The sequence below is a fragment of the Brucella lupini genome (genome assembly GCF_002252535.1).
In the GTDB taxonomy this organism is placed as follows: domain Bacteria; phylum Pseudomonadota; class Alphaproteobacteria; order Rhizobiales; family Rhizobiaceae; genus Brucella; species Brucella anthropi.
This window is the reverse complement of sequence record NZ_NNRN01000047.1, coordinates 12556-28632: the sequence shown is the minus strand read 5'-3', so window position 1 is coordinate 28632 and position 16077 is coordinate 12556. Positions and strand designations below refer to the sequence as shown.

Genomic DNA, 16077 nt, shown 5'->3' with positions numbered 1-16077 from the left:
AAATTTGAGCGATGTGCCTAACTTGCCTTGACACGCCGCCAGGCAAACCCGGCTTCCTCCGGTACTGATCCACGTCCCGGCTGATAATAGCCGGGCGTATCGACCAGACGATTTTCGCCAAGACGGCCCTGCGCCACCTTGTTGCTCACCTGAAGGCTGTCGAAACCGGTGCGCAGCATCAGGGCGGCCTGATCGATCAGCACGTCGCCAACGGCGCGCAACTCGCCCGCAAAGCCTTCGCGGCGCAAAATCTCCGCCTTGGAATAGGAACGCCCGTCATTAAAGGCCGGAAACTGCAAGGCGATCAGCGGCACGCTGCCCAGATCATCCCGAAGCGGATCAATGGCTTCGCCCGGCGCCACCGAAACGCCGATCCGGCGATTGGAGGCGCGGCGGCGCTCCTCATCCAGTCCGAGCCAGACGGCCAGCGGAATGATGATTGCCGGGGCATCGCCCGCCGTTTCAAGATCGTCGGCAAAGACATAGTCGTCTTCGCGAAAGCCCTCGGCAGACCAGAGTTTGGTTTCGTTGATATCGCTCATTTCCGGTCACCTGCTCCCAAATTCTTCAAACTATCGGACAGACCCGACAGATGGATGCCGCATTCTGTCTTTTCCGATCCGGCCCAGCGTCCGGCTCGCTGATCCTCGCCCTCGCTCACGGGCCGTGTGCAGGGCATGCAGCCAATGGAACGATAGCCCTGCGCGATCAGCGGATGCGGCGGCAGGTCGTGTTTTTCGGCATAGGCCTTGAGATCGGCTGCCTGCAAACGCGCCAGCGGATTGATACGAATGCGCGAACCGACCGATTCGAATACCGGCAGGCTTTCGCGGGTCGATGCCTGAAACTGCTTGCGGCCCGTCATCCAGGCCCGATAAGGGGCCACGGCGCGCGCCATCGGCTCGACCTTGCGGATGAAGCAGCAGCGATCCTTATCGGTCATCGACAAAGCGCCAAACGGGTCTTCCGTCCTGACACTGTCTTCCAGCGGCAGAATATCCTGCACATCGGTCAATCCCAGCCGGTCCACCAGATCATGACGATAATCAAGTGTCGCCCGGAAATGCTTGCCCGTATCGAGAAACAGAACCGGCGTCGCCGGATCGATTTGCGAAATCATATGCAAAAGCACAGCCGATTCCGCGCCAAAGGAAGACACGACCGCGATCTGCCCCTCATAGAGTTCACGCGTGACGAGCGCGATCACATCCTGCGGGGAAGACGCACCGTGGCTTGCCTCCAAAAGGCGGGCTTCGGCGGCAGCGCTTTCTTCAGCATCAAGCTGCACGGCTTATTTCTCCATAAAGCGCGCGTTTGAACGGCTCCATGCCAACCCGGCGATAGGCGGCGAGGAAGTTTTCCTCCGGACTTTCGCGCAAGCCCAGATAGGTATCCACGACCGTTTCGATGGCATCCACCACTTCTTCCGAGGAGAAGCCGCGACCGGTGATGTCACCGATGGTCGAATGCTCGTCCGCCGAACCGCCAAGCGTGATCTGATAAAGCTCTTCGCCCTTCTTCTCGACACCCAGAATGCCGATATGGCCGACATGGTGATGACCGCAGGCATTGATGCAGCCGGAAATCTTGATCTTGAGATCGCCGATCTCAAGCTGGCGCTGCTGGTCGCCGAAGCGCTCGGAAATGCGCTGCGCCACCGGAATGGAGCGTGCATTGGCAAGGGCGCAATAATCGAGACCGGGACAGGCGATGATATCGGTGATGAGACCGGCATTCGGCGTCACCAGACCGTCCGATTGCAGCAGATCGTACACGGCTGCGAGATCGGCCTTGGCCACATGCGGCAGAACCAGATTCTGCTCGTGGCTGACGCGGATTTCATCAAAGGAATAGGTCTCGGCAATATCCGCCACCAGTTCCATCTGCTCGGCGCTCGCATCGCCCGGAATGCCACCAATGGGCTTGAGCGAAATGGTGACGACGGCATAATCCGGGTTCTTGTGCGGCGTGACATTGCGCGCCACCCAGCTTGCAAATTCCGCATCGGCCTTCTGCGTGACGGCCAGCACTTCCCAGCCTTCCGGCCGTTGCGGCAGGTTCGGCATGCGGAAATAGCTTTCGATGGCGTCGATATCGCGCTGCGGCAGCTTCAATTCGCCATTGCGGATTTCGTCCCACTCGGCATCGATCTCGCGGGTCAGCTCTTCAACGCCCGTTTCATGGACGAGAATCTTGATGCGCGCCTTGTATTTGTTGTCGCGACGGCCATGCAGATTATAAACGCGCACGATGGCCGTCACATAGGTCAGCATGTCCTCGATGGGCAGGAAGTCGCGGATTTTCTTGGCCACCATCGGCGTGCGGCCCTGACCGCCGCCAATATAGACAGCCAGCCCCAGATCGCCCGCCTCGTTCTTCTTCAACTGCAAGCCGATGTCATGCACCTGAATGGCGGCGCGGTCATGGTCCGAGCCGACGATGGCAATCTTGAACTTGCGCGGCAGATAGGAAAACTCCGGATGCAGCGACGACCACTGGCGCAAAATTTCGGCGAATGGGCGCGGATCGGCCACTTCGTCGGCGGCAGCGCCCGCGAAATGATCGGCCGTCACATTGCGAATGCAATTGCCGGAGGTCTGGATGGCGTGCATCTCGACTTCTGCCAGCTCTTCCAGAATACGCGGAACGTCCTTCAATGCTGGCCAGTTATACTGGATATTCTGGCGTGTTGTGAAATGGCCGAAGCCGCGGTCATAGACGCGGGCAATGTGGCCGAGCTTCCGAAGCTGGCGGCTCGAAAGCGTGCCATAGGGAATTGCCACGCGCAGCATATAGGCGTGCAGTTGCAGATAGAGGCCATTCATCAGACGCAGCGGCTTGAACTGGTCTTCGGTCAGCTCCCCGGTCAAACGGCGCTCGACCTGATCCTTGAACTGGGCAACGCGGGCCGCAACAAAATCGCGGTCGAATTCATCGTAACGATACATAGGCTAGGTCCAAATCCACAATCAGGAGGCGCGCTTCAATTCAGGCTTTTCGAGGGGCAAATCGCCAAAGGTCACGATGGTCGGGCCGGAAAGACGGATGCGCTCGCGCAGACGGATGGGGTAAAGTCCCTCCTCGCGCTCCTCGACATCGATCACGTTCACATCGACAACCAGATTGGCTTTTGCTGCAACCTTGCCCGCGTCTTCAAGCGCTTCGACGGCCTCTACGTGACGAGCGACCAGCGCGCCGTCGATGGTTTCCTGCCAGGAGCCGTCGGCACCGAGCCATACAGCCTGCCCGTCGATCAGCCGGTTTGCAGTGAGAACTTTTACAACCATTTCCAAACTCCAAACTTTTGTTAACCGCGCATCCTGCGGGTTTAGGCTGCGACGGAAACCGGCCTGAGGGCCAGCGCTTCGGCTTTGTCGATGGCGGCACCGGCGACCGCATCGCCAATGATCACCATGACCGGACCGGAAAGTTCCTTGCGGCTTTCCAGATCCGGCAAATCTTTCAGCGTGCCGTGGAACAGGCGCTTGTCCTGCCGGCTCGCATTTTCCACCACCGCCACGGCGGTATCTTCGTGCAGGCCCGCACCAATCAGCCGCGCGGCAACCGATGCCGCGACGGTCGAGCCCATATAGACGGCAATGGTTGCGCCGGAGACGGCGAGCTTCGCCCAGCCCGGTAGCACGTCGCCGGTCATGTCATGGCCGGTGGTGAACACCAGCGACGAGGCGACACCGCGCAGCGTCAGCGGCAGTTCCATGTCGGCTGCGGCGGCAAAGGCAGAAGTGATGCCGGGCACGATTTCGAACCCGATACCGGCGGCACGCAGTGCGGCCATTTCTTCACCTGCGCGTCCGAACACCAGCGGATCGCCGGATTTCAGCCGCACAACGCGCTTGCCTTCCCGCCCGAGCGTTACCAGCAGGCGGTTGATCTCTTCCTGGCTCTTGGAATGGCAGCCTTTGCGCTTGCCGACGGCAAGACGCTCGGCATCGCGGCGCCCCATGGCGATGACGCCTTCCGGCACCAGCGCATCATGCACAATCACATCGGCTTCCATCAAGGCGCGATGGGCGCGCAGGGTCAGCAGGTCTTCGGCACCCGGACCGGCACCGACCAGCCAGACATAACCGGCGGCATTGTCGCGCTGCTTGATCAGGTCGCTCGCGGCTTTCTGTGCTTCCTCCCGGTCGCCATTCTCGATGGCATGGGCGACGCGGCCCGAAAAGAACCCGCGCCAGAAGCTGCGGCGCGCCAGCCCCTTCGGCAAGGCGCGCTCGACCAGCGGACGCCAGCTTTCGGCAAAATGCGCAAGCTCACCCAGACGCGGCGAGAACGCGGCATCGATACGCGCGCGAACCATCTGTGCCAGAACGGGGGCCGTCCCTTCCGAACCAATCGCAATCGTCAGCGGCGCACGATTGACAATGGCGGGTGTCAGGAAATCGCAAAGTGCGGGACGGTCGACAACATTGACCGGAACCCTCTCGGCCTTGACCACGGCAGCAATGGCGCGATCCTGCGCCTCATCGCCAGTCGCCACGAAAACAAGCTTTGCGCCTTCAACGTGTTCGGGCGCAAAAGGTACAGCCACATGCTCCGCGCCATGGTTTGCAATGAAATCGGCCAGATGATGTTCTGTTTCTTCAGCAACGATGCGAAGGCGTGCTGACGTCTGCGCCACGAGGCGCGCCTTGTTCAAAGCTTCCTCGCCGCCGCCAACGACGACAACCACCTCTTCCGAGACCCGGAAGAAGGCAGGAAAATCAGCCAGTAAACGCTTTTGCGATAGAGACACGGCACCATCCTTGGGAGCATTTCCAGCGAAAGTGGATACTGGTTTCGCGTGCGGAAATGCGTCTTGTAAAAGTTGGTGCCATTATCCGTTGAGCGGCGTGATTTTATAAGAAATGGGCTTGCGCGTGAAAATGACGGCGAGCATCACTTTTCCTCAAAACAGAGGAATACGGGATTTTAATTTCCCGTAATGCCGGAAATATACCCCACAATTTTTATAGGATTTACATAGACTTATCAGTAGTTGCCGCTCGTGAAGAATGCCGGAACATGTTTTGGCCACCGTCGCGGCAGCACGGCAATCAGATCGAAACGCAGCGACAGGCGGGCATGGTCGGGCTGGCGTTGCAGCCAGAGATCGGCTGCGGCTTCGATGCGGCGCATGGCCTGCGGCGTGACAGCGAGGTGCGCTGCTTCCAGACTGCTCCGCGCCTTGACCTCAACGATCAAAATCAGATTGCCACGCCGGGCGATCAGATCGATTTCGCCGAGCCGTGTTCGATAGCGCCGGGCGACGATCCGAAAACCTTTCAGAAGAAGAAGCACGGAAGCAAAACGTTCGGCACTGTGTCCGCGAAAGAAAGCAGTTCGCTTCTTCTCGCGGAGGTCTGTCATCGCTGATCCGATTTCAATTGCATGAGACGCTGATAGAGAACCGATTTCTGTCCGCCGGTCATACGTGCTGCCTCGCCTGCGGCCTTGGATGGCGGCAACTCTGCGACAAGCGACAGCAGCAGCTTGTCGATGTCTTCCTCGCTTTGCGGAACGGCATTGCCCGTTGGCGGCCCCACTAGCAGAACGACTTCACCGCGAATGCGATCTTCGCCGTCAAACTCGGCTGCAAGCTCGCCCAGCGGTGCAGTGCGAATGGTCTCGTAGGCCTTGGTCAGTTCGCGGCAGAGCGCGCCCATACGATCCGGCCCGAACACTTCAGCCATTTCCGCCAGCGTTGCCGCTGTCCGGTTTGGCGATTCATAGAACACCAGCGTTGCGTCGATGCCTTTGAGGCTTTCGAGCTTCGACTGTTTTTGCCCATGCTTGGAGGGCAGAAAGCCGCAGAACATGAAGGCGTCGGTCGGCAGGCCCGAAGCGGCAAGTGCGGCCAGAACGGCGGAAGCACCCGGAATAGGTACGACACGAATGCCCGCCTCGCGCGCTTCGCCCACCAGACGGAAACCGGGATCGGAGACGAGCGGCGTTCCGGCATCGGACACCAGCGCAACGCTTTTGCCCGCTGACAGAGCCGCTATCAGCTTTTCACCGGCTTCGGCGGCATTGTGTTCGTGATAGCTGATGGGGCGGCGCGCTATACCATAGCGGTCGAGCAGAACGCGGGTTACGCGCGTATCTTCGCAAGCCAGAATATCGACGGACGCCAGCGTTTCGATACCGCGCAGCGTCATATCGCCGAGATTTCCGATGGGGGTCGAGACGATATAAAGAGCAGGTTCCAGTGGCCGGGCGCGCATTGTCGTGCCGCCAACCACATATTCCCGTCGCCCCTCGCCTGCTTCGTCCGTCATTATAAGTTCCTTATGCCGCCAAGTCGGCAACCAGCGCGTCGAGCACCAGCGCACCATCTGGCGTTGCGCGAATGATGCTGCCGCTCATCGGTTCGATCATGCCTTCCGCGATCAGTTTCGCAAGTCGCTTTTCATCAACTGCATGGCCAGAAAGTCGCTCATAGCGGGCAAGATCGATGCCTTCGCGTAAACGCAAGCCCATCATCAGGAATTCGTCGCCTTCCTGTCCGCCATCGAGATATTCTTCTTCGATAATGCCGTGGCCATTGCGCTCGACCTTATCCAGCCAGGTTTCCGGATGTTTTTCGGTCATGGTGACGGTACGAATATCATTTTCCACGAAACGCCCATGCGCGCCGGGACCAATGCCGACATATTGCCCGTAACGCCAATAGACGAGATTGTGCTGTGACTCGCGCCCCGGCACCGCGTGGTTGGAGATTTCATAGGCAGGAAGGCCGTGCTCTGCCGTTACCCTTTGCGTTTCCTCATAAAGGGCTGCAGCGTGATCCGGCTCGGGCGTCGTCAGCTTGCCAGCCTTCCAGAGATTATAGAACTGCGTGCCTTCCTCGATCGTCAGCTGATAGAGCGACAGATGATCGGCAGCAAGCCCGATGGCCTCTTTCAGTTCCTCCCGCCAGGCCTCGATTGTCTGGTTCGGGCGTGCGTAGATCAGATCGAAGGACAGGCGCGGGAAAATCTCGCGTGCCAGCCGAATGGCCGCCTTGGCTTCCTCGACCGAATGCATGCGTCCGAGACGGCGCAAATCGGGATCGTTGAGTGCCTGAATGCCAAGCGACACGCGGTTAACGCCTGCCGCGCGATAGCCGCGAAAACGATCAGCCTCCACACTGGTCGGGTTGGCTTCCAGCGTCACCTCAATGTCCGGCGCTACCGACCAATGGGACGCGATCCCATTGAGAAGTGCACCCACGGTTTCCGGCTGCATCAGCGACGGCGTGCCGCCACCCAGGAATATGCTGGTGATCGTGCGTGGGCCGGTGCGCTCACGCAAGGTTTCCATCTCGCGAAGAAATGCTTCCGAAAAACGCGCCTGATCGACCGGCTTGTGACGAACATGGCTGTTGAAGTCACAATAAGGGCATTTGGCCAGACAGAATGGCCAATGCAGGTAAACGCCAAACGCATTTTCCCCATTTGCACGCGCGATTGGGATCGACCCGGCGGCATTTGCGCGAGCAGCATCTATTGCCTGCAAAGGGGGAAACAGCTTGTTCATTTTGCGGATGCCGGCTCCACATTAAGCACTTTTTCGGCGAAAAGCTTGAAAGCACGGGCACGGTGCGACAGGGCCGAAGCATCACCTGGCTTCCAGCCGTGCTTCTCATCGGCAGTCATTTCGCCGAACGTCTTTTCATAGCCATCGGGCAGGAAAATCGGGTCGAAACCGAAACCCGTAGTGCCACGCGGCGGCCAGACAATAGCGCCCTCGACTTCGCCACGGAAATATTCAGCCTCCCCATCCGGCCAGGCAAGGCAGATTACGGATACGAAACGCGCCTTGCGCTGCTGTGGCGCAACGGCAGCCTTTTCTTGCAGCAGGTTCTCGACCTTCTGCATCGCCATGTCGAAATCGCGTGTGCCGTCTTCCGTCTCGGCCCAGTTTGCCGTGTAGACTCCCGGATCGCCATCGAGCGCATCGACCATCATGCCGGAATCATCCGAAAGTGCTGGCAGCCCCGTTGCTTCAGCTGCTGCAAGCGCTTTGATATAGGCGTTTTCCTCAAACGTGGTACCGGTTTCATCCGGCTCCGGCAGGCCAAGAGCGGCAACCGAACTGACCTCAAAGCCGAACGGGCCGATCAGACCGTCGAACTCCTTCAGCTTGCCCGCATTGTGCGAAGCGACGATCAGCTTGCCCTGTTCCAGTTTTCTCATTTTCAGTTCCACAGTTTGGGTTCGGCAATCTCCAATGAATTGCCGGATGGATCACGGAAGTAGATCGAATGCGCACCATTCGGCCAGTCGAACTCGGCCTCGATTGCTATGCCATGTTTTGCCAGATGGTTGCGCCAGCGTTCCATCTCCTCGCGGCTTGCAGCAAAACATACATGGCCGGGACCGCTTGTGCCATGGGACGGCACGGGCAAGTGCTCTGGCAATGGCGGCTTCAACGTCTCTTCGGCCTTGAAGAGAAGCAATATGCCGTCGCCGCACCGGAAAAATGCGTTGCGCTCGCTCACTTTCCCGACCGGCTCCAGACCCATAATGCCGTGATAGAACCCTATAGCCTCCGCGACATCGCGGACATAGAGCGCCGTTTCAAGGATGCGTGCTGCGCGCATGGATGAAGTCTCCTCGGTGTATGGAGCAGACCTCGTTCCTATCAGGCGACGGCCATCTTCTGCAAGGACACAAGGCGATCAATGCCGCCGCGAGCCAGCTTCATCAGATTGGCAAACTCTTCTTCCGAGAAAGGTGCACCTTCCGCCGTTCCCTGAATTTCAACAATTCCGCCCTTGCCGGTCATCACGAAATTGCTGTCGGTCTCGGCGACAGAGTCTTCGGCGTAGTCCAGATCAAGCACCGGCTCGCCCTCGTAGATGCCGCAGGAAATCGCCGCGATATGATCTTTCAGAACCTTCTCGACGCGCACCATCTGGCGCGCTTCCATCCAGCGCAGGCATTCATGAAGCGCTACCCAGCCGCCGGTGATGGCTGCCGTCCGCGTGCCGCCATCGGCCTGAATGACATCGCAATCTACCGTGATCTGTACTTCGCCGAGTGCCTGCATGTCCACGACGGCGCGCAAGGAGCGTCCAATCAGACGCTGGATTTCCTGCGTGCGTCCGCCCTGCTTACCGGCAGCGGCTTCGCGGCGCATGCGGTCGCCGGTCGAACGCGGCAGCATGCCGTATTCCGCCGTGACCCAGCCCTTGCCCGTATTGCGCATCCAGCCCGGCACCTTTTCCTCAAGGCTTGCGGTGCACAACACATGCGTATCGCCAAACTTGACGAGGCAGGAGCCCTCGGCATGTTTGGAGATGCCGCGTTCGAAAGAAACGGCACGCATTTCGTCAGCCGCACGCTTGGATGGACGCATAGAAATTTCCTCGATTCATTTTTCCGGTGCGGCTTTTTAGGCTTCCCGGTCGCAAATAGAAAGCCATTCTGCCCGAAAAACCGTCAGAGATGTTGAGAGGCCTGTCACTATAGCCTAAAGGCTTTGACGCTTTGACTTGCGACCTTATATTTGGCGTATGCTATTTCCAGTGTGGCGAATCCGAAATTCGCATCATCTGGGAACAGCGCTGTGAACGAATTTCGGATTCAAAGCCACACTAGGGTTCGCGACCATATTATGATGAAAACGCCGGAACACCAGCTTTTGAGTTCGCTCGACCAGCGTTCGCGCGATATTTTCCGGCTGATTGTGGAAACCTATCTGAACGATGGCGATCCGCTTGGCTCGCGCAATCTCTCACGACTGCTGCCACACACGCTTTCACCTGCCACGATCCGCAATGTGATGAGCGATCTCGAGCATCTGGGTCTCATCTACGCACCGCATGTCTCAGCCGGACGCCTGCCGACCCAGATCGGGCTACGCTTCTTTGTCGATGCGTTTCTCGAAGTGGGCGATCTGCCGCCGGAGGAACGCTCCTCCATTGAGGCGCAGGTTCGTTCCGCCGGAATGAACAATTCGGTCGAAAGCGTTCTTACCGAGGCAAGCCAAGTTCTTTCAGGTCTGTCGCGCGGCGCGGGCCTCGTGCTTGCCACCAAAGCGGAAGGGGCACTCAAGCACATCGAATTCGTTCGTCTCGAACCGACACGGGCACTGGCTGTTCTTGTCATGCAGAACGGCGATGTCGAAAACCGCGTCGTCAATCTGCCCGTCGGCATCAGCAATTCGCAGCTGGTCGAGGCATCGAACTTTCTCAACGCACACATCCATGGCCACACGCTTTCCGAAGCCAAAGCCGAATTGAAAAAGCTGACGGAAGAAACACGGCAGGAACTCGATCAGCTATCGCAGGAACTTGTTGCCCAAGGGCTGGCGGTCTGGAGCGGGGCTGGAACGGATCAACCGGCGCGGCTGATCGTTCGCGGTCGCGCCAATCTTCTGGAAAACATCCATGCGCAGGAAGACATCGAGCGCCTGCGCCATCTGTTCGATGATCTTGAGACCAAGGACGGCATGGTCCAGCTTCTCGATCTCGCCGAAGCCGGTTCGGGTGTCCGCATCTTCATTGGTTCGGAGAACAAGCTTTTCTCCCTTTCCGGCTCATCGCTGGTGGTCGCCCCCTATCGCGACAGCGAGCAAAGGGTTATTGGTGCTCTGGGAGTCATTGGGCCCACACGGCTCAACTATGCGCGGATCGTTCCCATGGTGGACTACACCGCTCAGATCGTTTCCCGGCTCCTGCGGTAACTGTGAGATTTGCCGGGACAAACCAAGTCCCTGAAAATAGACCTTGATTTTACTGGCATGAAACTCGATATCCGCCCCAGAAGATATTCAAGACGGAAGTAGCATTATGGCTGACGAAAAAAACAAATCCCAGAACCCCGATCTTGAGCAGCGCGACATCAACAATCCCCGGGATCGTGAGGCGCTGAACCGAGCTGCCGACGATTTTCTGAAAGCGCGCAAGGCTGAAGCTCGTGCGGAAGTTGCCGAAGACGAAGCCGAAGCGGCAGTAGATGAAACCGCAAACCGGATCGCGATGCTCGAAGCTGACAATGGCGAGCTGAAGGATCAGCTCCTGCGTGCTGCAGCCGAGATGGAAAACCTTCGCAAGCGCACCCAGCGCGATGTGCAAGATGCGCGCACCTATGCCGTGACCAACTTCGCTCGCGACATGCTGTCGGTCTCTGACAATCTCCGCCGCGCGCTCGACGCTATTCCTGCTGATGCTCTGGCGACCGATGCCAGCCTGAAGTCGCTCGCAGACGGCGTCGAAATGACCGAACGCGCCATGCTGCAGGCTCTGGAGCGTCACGGCGTCAAGAAACTTGAACCGGAAGGCGAGAAGTTCGATCCGAACTTCCATCAGGCCATGTTCGAAGTGCCTAATCCGGATTTGCCGAACAACACCGTCGTGCAGGTCGTGCAAGATGGTTACGCCATCGGCGACCGTGTTCTGCGCCCGGCCATGGTCGGTGTGTCCAAAGGCGGCCCGAAGGCGACTGCCGACAACGGCGCTTCCGAAGGCAATGGCTGATTATATCAGCAATAACGGATGAGTATTGGAGCGGCGGCTTTGTCTGCCGCTCTTTTCATATCTGCAGTCCAGTTTGCGATAGAGCGCATTTCGATCTGACTGGATCGGATCAGCGGTCTAACCTATTCTATTTTAATCATAATCTTATCGATCCTCGTTTCACTCCGGTCGGATTATGCTCTAAGGTGCATATTGCTATTGGCGCGAACCGGTGAAAAATTGTCACTGGAAGTGTGGAGGAGAGCTGCAGCGTGACGATTCCTGAGTTTTTGAACTTCGCAGGCGTTTTCGTTTTCGCTGCGACCGGCGCTCTTGCAGCATCGCGACGCCAGCTCGATATCATCGGTTTTCTGTTCCTTGCCAATATCACCGGTATTGGCGGCGGAACGTTCCGCGATCTCGTCCTCGGTGCACCGGTTTTCTGGGTTGTCGAGCCGACTTATCTGCTGGCGGGTACGCTGGCGGCTATCTTTGTCTATTTCACCGCACACATGGTCGAGTCGCGCTATCGAGTCCTGCTCTGGCTCGATGCCATTGGTATGGCCGCCTATACCGTAATAGGTGCAGCCAAGGGACTGGCGCTCGGTTTCGGACCATCCGTCGCCATTGTGACCGGCATTTCAACAGCCACTCTGGGCGGCATATTGCGCGATATGGTGGCGGGCGAGCCTTCCGTGCTAATGCGTCGCGAAATCTATGTCACGGCTTCGCTTGCCGGTGCGTGTCTCTATGTCCTGCTTGCCTGGTTGCAGGTCGAGCCAGCTATATGTGCGATTGCAGCGGCTCTGACCGCGTTTCTCATTCGCGGCGGCGCACTTTATTTCGGCTGGACATTGCCCGTCTATAAAAGCCGCCCCGGACGCACTGAAGAAGAGCTTCAGCGCGACCGGATCATCAGGCCGGAATAAATCTTAAACAAGGCCAGCCTGGCCTGCAGCGGCCTGCAGGCTGAGCTGCGGACGCGGCCCCATCTGCTGGATAATAAGCCCCGCCGCCAATGAACCAAGACGGGCGCAATCTTCCAGTGAACGCTCGTTCGTATAACCGTAAAGGAAACCAGCTGCGTAGAGATCGCCTGCGCCGGTCGTATCGACCAGCGCGTCGATTTCAATAGCTGGGACGGTCAAGGTCTGGTCAGGTGTGACGACGACCGCACCTTTTTCCGAACGGGTGATGATCGAAAGCGCGCAGTCCATACGCATGGAGGCAATCGCCGTTTCAAGCGACTTCGTCTTATAGAGCGACTTGGCCTCATCCTCATTGGCGAAAACGATATCGACAGTGCGCGAGCGCATGAGTTCCAGAAACTCTTCGCGATACCGGTCGACACAAAACGGATCGGAAAGCGTCATCGCCATCTGGCGCTTCTTTTCGTGCGCGATCTTCGATGCCATGACGATGGCTTCCTTCGCGCGCGGCGGGTCCCACAGATAGCCTTCGAAATAGGTCACCTTCGCATCGGACACCTTGGAGGTTTCGACATCTTCCGGTCCGAGTTCCACGCAGGCACCGAGATAGGTGTTCATCGAGCGTTCGCCATCCGGCGTCACGAAAATCATGGAGCGAGCAGTCGGCGATCCCTTTTCCAGCGGACGGGTGTCGAATGCAACGCCTTGCGCGCGGATATCATGCGCGAAAACACGGCCCAGATGATCGGTCGCAACCTTGCCGAAATAGGCCGAGCGTCCGCCAAGGCTTGCCACACCTGCTGCGGTATTTCCGGCACTGCCACCCGACATTTCTGTTGCCGGACCTGCAATCCGGCCATAGAGCAATTCAGCACGCTCTGCATCGATCAGGTTCATCGCGCCTTTGACGATTCCATTCGTTTCCAGAAAAGAGTCATCAGTGCGCGAAAGAATATCGACAATGGCATTGCCGATGCAAAGAACGTCGAATGTGGCCATGAGCGCGAGAAGCTCCCCTTTTGATTAGTCTCCTATCCGGCAAAACAGATCGTCATCAGAAAAGTCGCTATGCACTTTTCCGCGACATGCGTTGGGCCGGATATGCGGCAGTCATGTGGGTGCCGGTTTAGCGGTTTGAAACCCCTTTGGCTACCCTGCAAGCCTCCCACATTGTGGGTAGTGCAGCTTGCGCCAAGATGAAGGCATACCTATTTCCATCTTCGTCTACAGTCGGAATTGGGTCGAAAATGATCTTAGATGCTGCATTGAAAGCTCTGAAACGCCTGACCACGCCAGAATTGCGTGCAGTTTTCTGGAAAACTCTCGGTTTGACGCTGTTGCTGCTGATCGGTCTTTGGGCGGCAGTTCGTCAAATCTTTTTTACTTTTGCCTGGCCGTGGATGGAGCAGATACTGCCCGGCATGCCGGAATGGGCGGGCTGGTTTGGTATCGTTGCCGCTATTGTCGCAGGCCTTGGTCTGGCGCTTGTTCTCGCATTGATGATCGCACCTGTCACTGCACTTGTGGCAGGTCTCTTTCTCGATGACGTCGCCGAAGTGGTCGAACGCGAAGACTATCCGAACGATCCACCCGGTACGCCTTTGCCGACCGGCCGCTCTATCGTTGTCTCGCTGAAATTCCTCGGTATCGTCATCCTCGGCAACATCGTCGCCCTGTTCATGCTGTTCATACCCGGCGTCAATCTGATCGCCTTCTTCGTCATCAATGCCTATCTGCTCGGGCGGGAATTCTTCGAGTTTGCCGCTATGCGTTATCATTCCGAAGCCGAGGCCAAGGCGCTGCGGTCACATTATAGCGTAACCGTCTTCCTGGCCGGGCTGCTGATTGCAGGCTTCATGGCTATCCCCATCGTCAATCTGCTGACACCGCTTTTTGCGGCAACGATGATGGTCCATCTGCACAAGGCTGTCTCGCAACGCGAAGCCCGGCTCACGCCTGCGGCGGCAAGGGGATAAGCGGCGCAGGAATGTCGCAGGTTTTCGCCGGATATTTGCAGATATCGGCAATCACACATTTCTCGCATTCCGGCTTGCGCGCCTTGCACACGTAACGCCCATGCAAGATCAGCCAGTGATGCGCATGAAGCATGTATTCTGCGGGGATGACCCGGACGAGGATGGCTTCCACGGCCTCTGGCGTTTTTCCCGGAGCAAGACCAATCCGATTGCCGATGCGCAGGATATGCGTGTCCACCGCCATTGTCGGCTGGCCGAAAGCCATATTCAGCACCACATTGGCCGTCTTGCGGCCAACACCCGGCAGCTTTACCAGTTCGTCCCGGTCCCCCGGCACTTCTCCGTCATGATCGCGGATCAAGGCTTCGGACAGGAGAATGACGTTCTTTGCCTTGTTCCGCCAAAGACCAATGGTGCGAATGTGGTCGCCGACTTTCTCTTCGCCCAGCGCCAGCATTTTCTGCGGCGTATCGGCAATTGCGAAGAGCCCGCGCGTCGCCTTGTTGACCCCGGCATCGGTGGCCTGTGCCGACAAAACCACGGCGACAAGAAGCGTAAAGGCATTCACATGCTCAAGCTCGCCCTTCGGCTCCGGTCTCTGAATGGAGAAACGGCGAAATATCTCATGGATTTCATCGGCCGTATAAAGCGTACCACGCACCCGACGTTGAGGGCGGGTGGCGGCAGAAACGTTCACAGGCGATTTGATTTTGGCCTTTTCCATTCCGTCTCTATAATAGTTTCTTGATCGACAAAACAATCAGCAGCTTGCCGCAGGCCAGTATAGGCCGGGACAATCTGCCAGACGACCTGAATGCTATGCATCACCCAGACGGCGCAGAACCTGATCGGTTCGACAAACCCATTTTCGAAGCTCTCCTCACCCCCTATCGTTCGCTGGGACGTACGGGCTTCACCATATTGATGAGCGCTCTGATCGGCTGCTGGATGTTCGTCGGTATTCTTTTCTGGTCCATCGGCGCATGGCCGATCTTCGGATTTTTCGGTCTCGATGTACTGCTGATCTATCTGGCTTTTCGCTGGAATTACCGGTCTGCTCGCGCGCGTGAGGAAATCTCCGTGTCCCGCTCTGCCCTGCATATTCGCAAATATGCAGCGTCCGGCAAGATGACTGCGCATCGTTTCAATCCGTTCTGGATACGGTTCAAGGTTGCACGAAAGCCGGATATCGGAATTACCGGTATGAGCGTGGAGAGCCGTGAAGCGAGTGTCGCGATCGGAAACTTCCTCTCCCAGGATGATCGCGAAAGTTTCGCAACCGCTTTCGGTGCAGCGCTTTCAGAAGCACGCCGATAGCAACACCCTGGGGTCAGGACCTATTAATTTGGTGAAAATGGTGTGAGGCCATCCATTCGGATACGAGGAGAAAAGACGAAGGAAATGTGGTTCATTTTCGAGCTTTTTCGACAAAGTAGCCGGGTGGATGGACCACATCCTCTGGACACCGAAATGACTGGCGATCTGCTGCGTCGAACCGCTTGACCGGGGAAACCACCCCGTTCTTCGCGTCTCTCCTAGCAGCCCTTGTCATTTCAGGTGCCATTTCCATCAAATTAATCGGTCCTGACCCTAATATTGCCGGGTATCCTGAACTTCTCCTTCGTTTTAAGTTGAAACGAAGGAATCCGGATTGGCCCTTGAAGTCAGGCTTTTCACAAGCCATATCAGTTAGCGAGGAGATACGCCGTAAGGGTTCTCTTCATAACGG

At 57.7% G+C, this 16077-nt stretch carries 18 protein-coding genes; 5 read left to right on the top strand and 13 right to left on the bottom strand.

The genetic code is table 11. From position 1 onward, the window contains the following. Positions 1–17: 17 nt before the first annotated feature. From CES86_RS14060 to rph, 11 genes are all read right to left on the bottom strand, one after another. Positions 18–542, bottom strand: coding sequence for a DUF934 domain-containing protein (locus CES86_RS14060; protein ID WP_011982384.1), 525 nt, complete (start codon positions 540–542; stop codon positions 18–20). Continuing rightward, complete coding sequence (locus CES86_RS14055; protein WP_010658024.1) at positions 539–1288, bottom strand: phosphoadenylyl-sulfate reductase; 750 nt, start codon at positions 1286–1288, stop codon at positions 539–541. Before CES86_RS14055 ends, CES86_RS14060 begins: the two co-directional genes overlap by 4 nt. After that, a complete protein-coding gene (locus CES86_RS14050) occupies positions 1278–2948 on the bottom strand; it encodes a nitrite/sulfite reductase (protein ID WP_094514699.1) in 1671 nt (556 codons plus the stop codon). The genes CES86_RS14055 and CES86_RS14050 overlap by 11 nt, the downstream gene beginning before the upstream one ends. A 21-nt stretch (positions 2949–2969) precedes the next feature. Further along, the gene (locus tag CES86_RS14045; protein ID WP_011982381.1) at positions 2970–3287 is read right to left on the bottom strand and encodes a DUF2849 domain-containing protein; all 318 of its coding nucleotides are present in this window, start codon (positions 3285–3287) and stop codon (positions 2970–2972) included. A 41-nt stretch (positions 3288–3328) separates the two neighbouring features. Next, the gene (cysG, locus tag CES86_RS14040; protein ID WP_094514697.1) at positions 3329–4756 is read right to left on the bottom strand and encodes a siroheme synthase CysG; all 1428 of its coding nucleotides are present in this window, start codon (positions 4754–4756) and stop codon (positions 3329–3331) included. Positions 4757–4992: 236 nt separating this feature from the next. Next, a complete protein-coding gene (locus CES86_RS14035) occupies positions 4993–5370 on the bottom strand; it encodes a YraN family protein (protein WP_011982379.1) in 378 nt (125 codons plus the stop codon). Beyond that, complete coding sequence (gene rsmI, locus CES86_RS14030; RefSeq protein ID WP_094514695.1) at positions 5367–6278, bottom strand: 16S rRNA (cytidine(1402)-2'-O)-methyltransferase; 912 nt, start codon at positions 6276–6278, stop codon at positions 5367–5369. Before rsmI ends, CES86_RS14035 begins: the two co-directional genes overlap by 4 nt. 10 nt (positions 6279–6288) lie before the next feature. Next, on the bottom strand, positions 6289–7518 hold the full coding sequence (gene hemW / locus CES86_RS14025) for a radical SAM family heme chaperone HemW (RefSeq protein ID WP_094514693.1): 1230 nt from the start codon (positions 7516–7518) through the stop codon (positions 6289–6291). Continuing rightward, positions 7515–8177 (bottom strand): RdgB/HAM1 family non-canonical purine NTP pyrophosphatase, encoded by a 663-nt coding sequence (gene rdgB, locus CES86_RS14020; protein WP_010658017.1) that lies wholly within the window; start codon positions 8175–8177, stop codon positions 7515–7517. Before rdgB ends, hemW begins: the two co-directional genes overlap by 4 nt. A gap of 2 nt (positions 8178–8179) precedes the next feature. Continuing rightward, complete coding sequence (locus CES86_RS14015; protein ID WP_094514691.1) at positions 8180–8584, bottom strand: VOC family protein; 405 nt, start codon at positions 8582–8584, stop codon at positions 8180–8182. A 41-nt stretch (positions 8585–8625) separates the two neighbouring features. Then, entirely contained in the window at positions 8626–9342 is a 717-nt protein-coding gene (gene rph, locus CES86_RS14010) for a ribonuclease PH (protein ID WP_010658015.1), read from the bottom strand. Positions 9343–9600: 258 nt separating this feature from the next. On the opposite strand from rph, the gene hrcA reads away from it, so the two are divergent. From hrcA to CES86_RS13995, 3 genes are all read left to right on the top strand, one after another. Then, positions 9601–10671, top strand: a complete 1071-nt coding sequence (gene hrcA, locus CES86_RS14005) for a heat-inducible transcriptional repressor HrcA (protein ID WP_010658014.1) — start codon at positions 9601–9603, stop codon at positions 10669–10671. Positions 10672–10777: 106 nt separating this feature from the next. Continuing rightward, positions 10778–11464, top strand: a complete 687-nt coding sequence (gene grpE / locus CES86_RS14000) for a nucleotide exchange factor GrpE (protein ID WP_010658013.1) — start codon at positions 10778–10780, stop codon at positions 11462–11464. A gap of 251 nt (positions 11465–11715) precedes the next feature. Next, positions 11716–12372, top strand: a complete 657-nt coding sequence (locus CES86_RS13995; RefSeq protein WP_010658012.1) for a trimeric intracellular cation channel family protein — start codon at positions 11716–11718, stop codon at positions 12370–12372. 3 nt (positions 12373–12375) lie between these two features. On the opposite strand, the gene CES86_RS13990 is transcribed toward CES86_RS13995, so the two are convergent. After that, positions 12376–13371 carry an adenosine kinase gene (locus tag CES86_RS13990; RefSeq protein WP_010658011.1) on the bottom strand — a complete coding sequence of 332 codons (996 nt, stop codon included), beginning with the start codon at positions 13369–13371 and terminating at the stop codon, positions 12376–12378. A gap of 248 nt (positions 13372–13619) precedes the next feature. Between CES86_RS13990 and CES86_RS13985 the strand changes: the two genes are divergently transcribed. After that, positions 13620–14348: a sulfate transporter family protein gene (locus tag CES86_RS13985; RefSeq protein WP_011982374.1), complete on the top strand. Its 729-nt coding sequence runs from the start codon at positions 13620–13622 to the stop codon at positions 14346–14348. On the opposite strand, the gene nth is transcribed toward CES86_RS13985, so the two are convergent. Then, the gene (gene nth, locus CES86_RS13980) at positions 14323–15072 is read right to left on the bottom strand and encodes an endonuclease III (protein WP_094514689.1); all 750 of its coding nucleotides are present in this window, start codon (positions 15070–15072) and stop codon (positions 14323–14325) included. The genes CES86_RS13985 and nth overlap by 26 nt on opposite strands. A 95-nt stretch (positions 15073–15167) precedes the next feature. Here nth and CES86_RS13975 point away from each other — a divergent pair, with 95 nt between their 5' ends. Further along, positions 15168–15665, top strand: a complete 498-nt coding sequence (locus CES86_RS13975) for a DUF2244 domain-containing protein (protein ID WP_011982372.1) — start codon at positions 15168–15170, stop codon at positions 15663–15665. Positions 15666–16077 lie beyond the last annotated feature (412 nt).

Excerpts from the sequence above, each read along its gene's own strand:
- hemW (WP_094514693.1), bottom strand. The coding sequence starts at position 7,518 with ATGAACAAGCTGTTTCCCCCTTTGCAGGCAATAGATGCTGCTCGCGCA.
- grpE (WP_010658013.1), top strand. The coding sequence starts at position 10,778 with ATGGCTGACGAAAAAAACAAATCCCAGAACCCCGATCTTGAGCAGCGC.
- CES86_RS13985 (WP_011982374.1), top strand. The coding sequence starts at position 13,620 with ATGATCTTAGATGCTGCATTGAAAGCTCTGAAACGCCTGACCACGCCA.
- CES86_RS13975 (WP_011982372.1), top strand. The coding sequence starts at position 15,168 with ATGCATCACCCAGACGGCGCAGAACCTGATCGGTTCGACAAACCCATT.
- hrcA (WP_010658014.1), top strand. The coding sequence starts at position 9,601 with ATGATGAAAACGCCGGAACACCAGCTTTTGAGTTCGCTCGACCAGCGT.
- nth (WP_094514689.1), bottom strand. The coding sequence starts at position 15,072 with ATGGAAAAGGCCAAAATCAAATCGCCTGTGAACGTTTCTGCCGCCACC.
- rdgB (WP_010658017.1), bottom strand. The coding sequence starts at position 8,177 with ATGAGAAAACTGGAACAGGGCAAGCTGATCGTCGCTTCGCACAATGCG.
- CES86_RS14015 (WP_094514691.1), bottom strand. The coding sequence starts at position 8,584 with ATGCGCGCAGCACGCATCCTTGAAACGGCGCTCTATGTCCGCGATGTC.
- CES86_RS14050 (WP_094514699.1), bottom strand. The coding sequence starts at position 2,948 with ATGTATCGTTACGATGAATTCGACCGCGATTTTGTTGCGGCCCGCGTT.
- rsmI (WP_094514695.1), bottom strand. The coding sequence starts at position 6,278 with ATGACGGACGAAGCAGGCGAGGGGCGACGGGAATATGTGGTTGGCGGC.
- CES86_RS14045 (WP_011982381.1), bottom strand. The coding sequence starts at position 3,287 with ATGGTTGTAAAAGTTCTCACTGCAAACCGGCTGATCGACGGGCAGGCT.
- CES86_RS14035 (WP_011982379.1), bottom strand. The coding sequence starts at position 5,370 with ATGACAGACCTCCGCGAGAAGAAGCGAACTGCTTTCTTTCGCGGACAC.
- CES86_RS14060 (WP_011982384.1), bottom strand. The coding sequence starts at position 542 with ATGAGCGATATCAACGAAACCAAACTCTGGTCTGCCGAGGGCTTTCGC.
- rph (WP_010658015.1), bottom strand. The coding sequence starts at position 9,342 with ATGCGTCCATCCAAGCGTGCGGCTGACGAAATGCGTGCCGTTTCTTTC.
- CES86_RS13990 (WP_010658011.1), bottom strand. The coding sequence starts at position 13,371 with ATGGCCACATTCGACGTTCTTTGCATCGGCAATGCCATTGTCGATATT.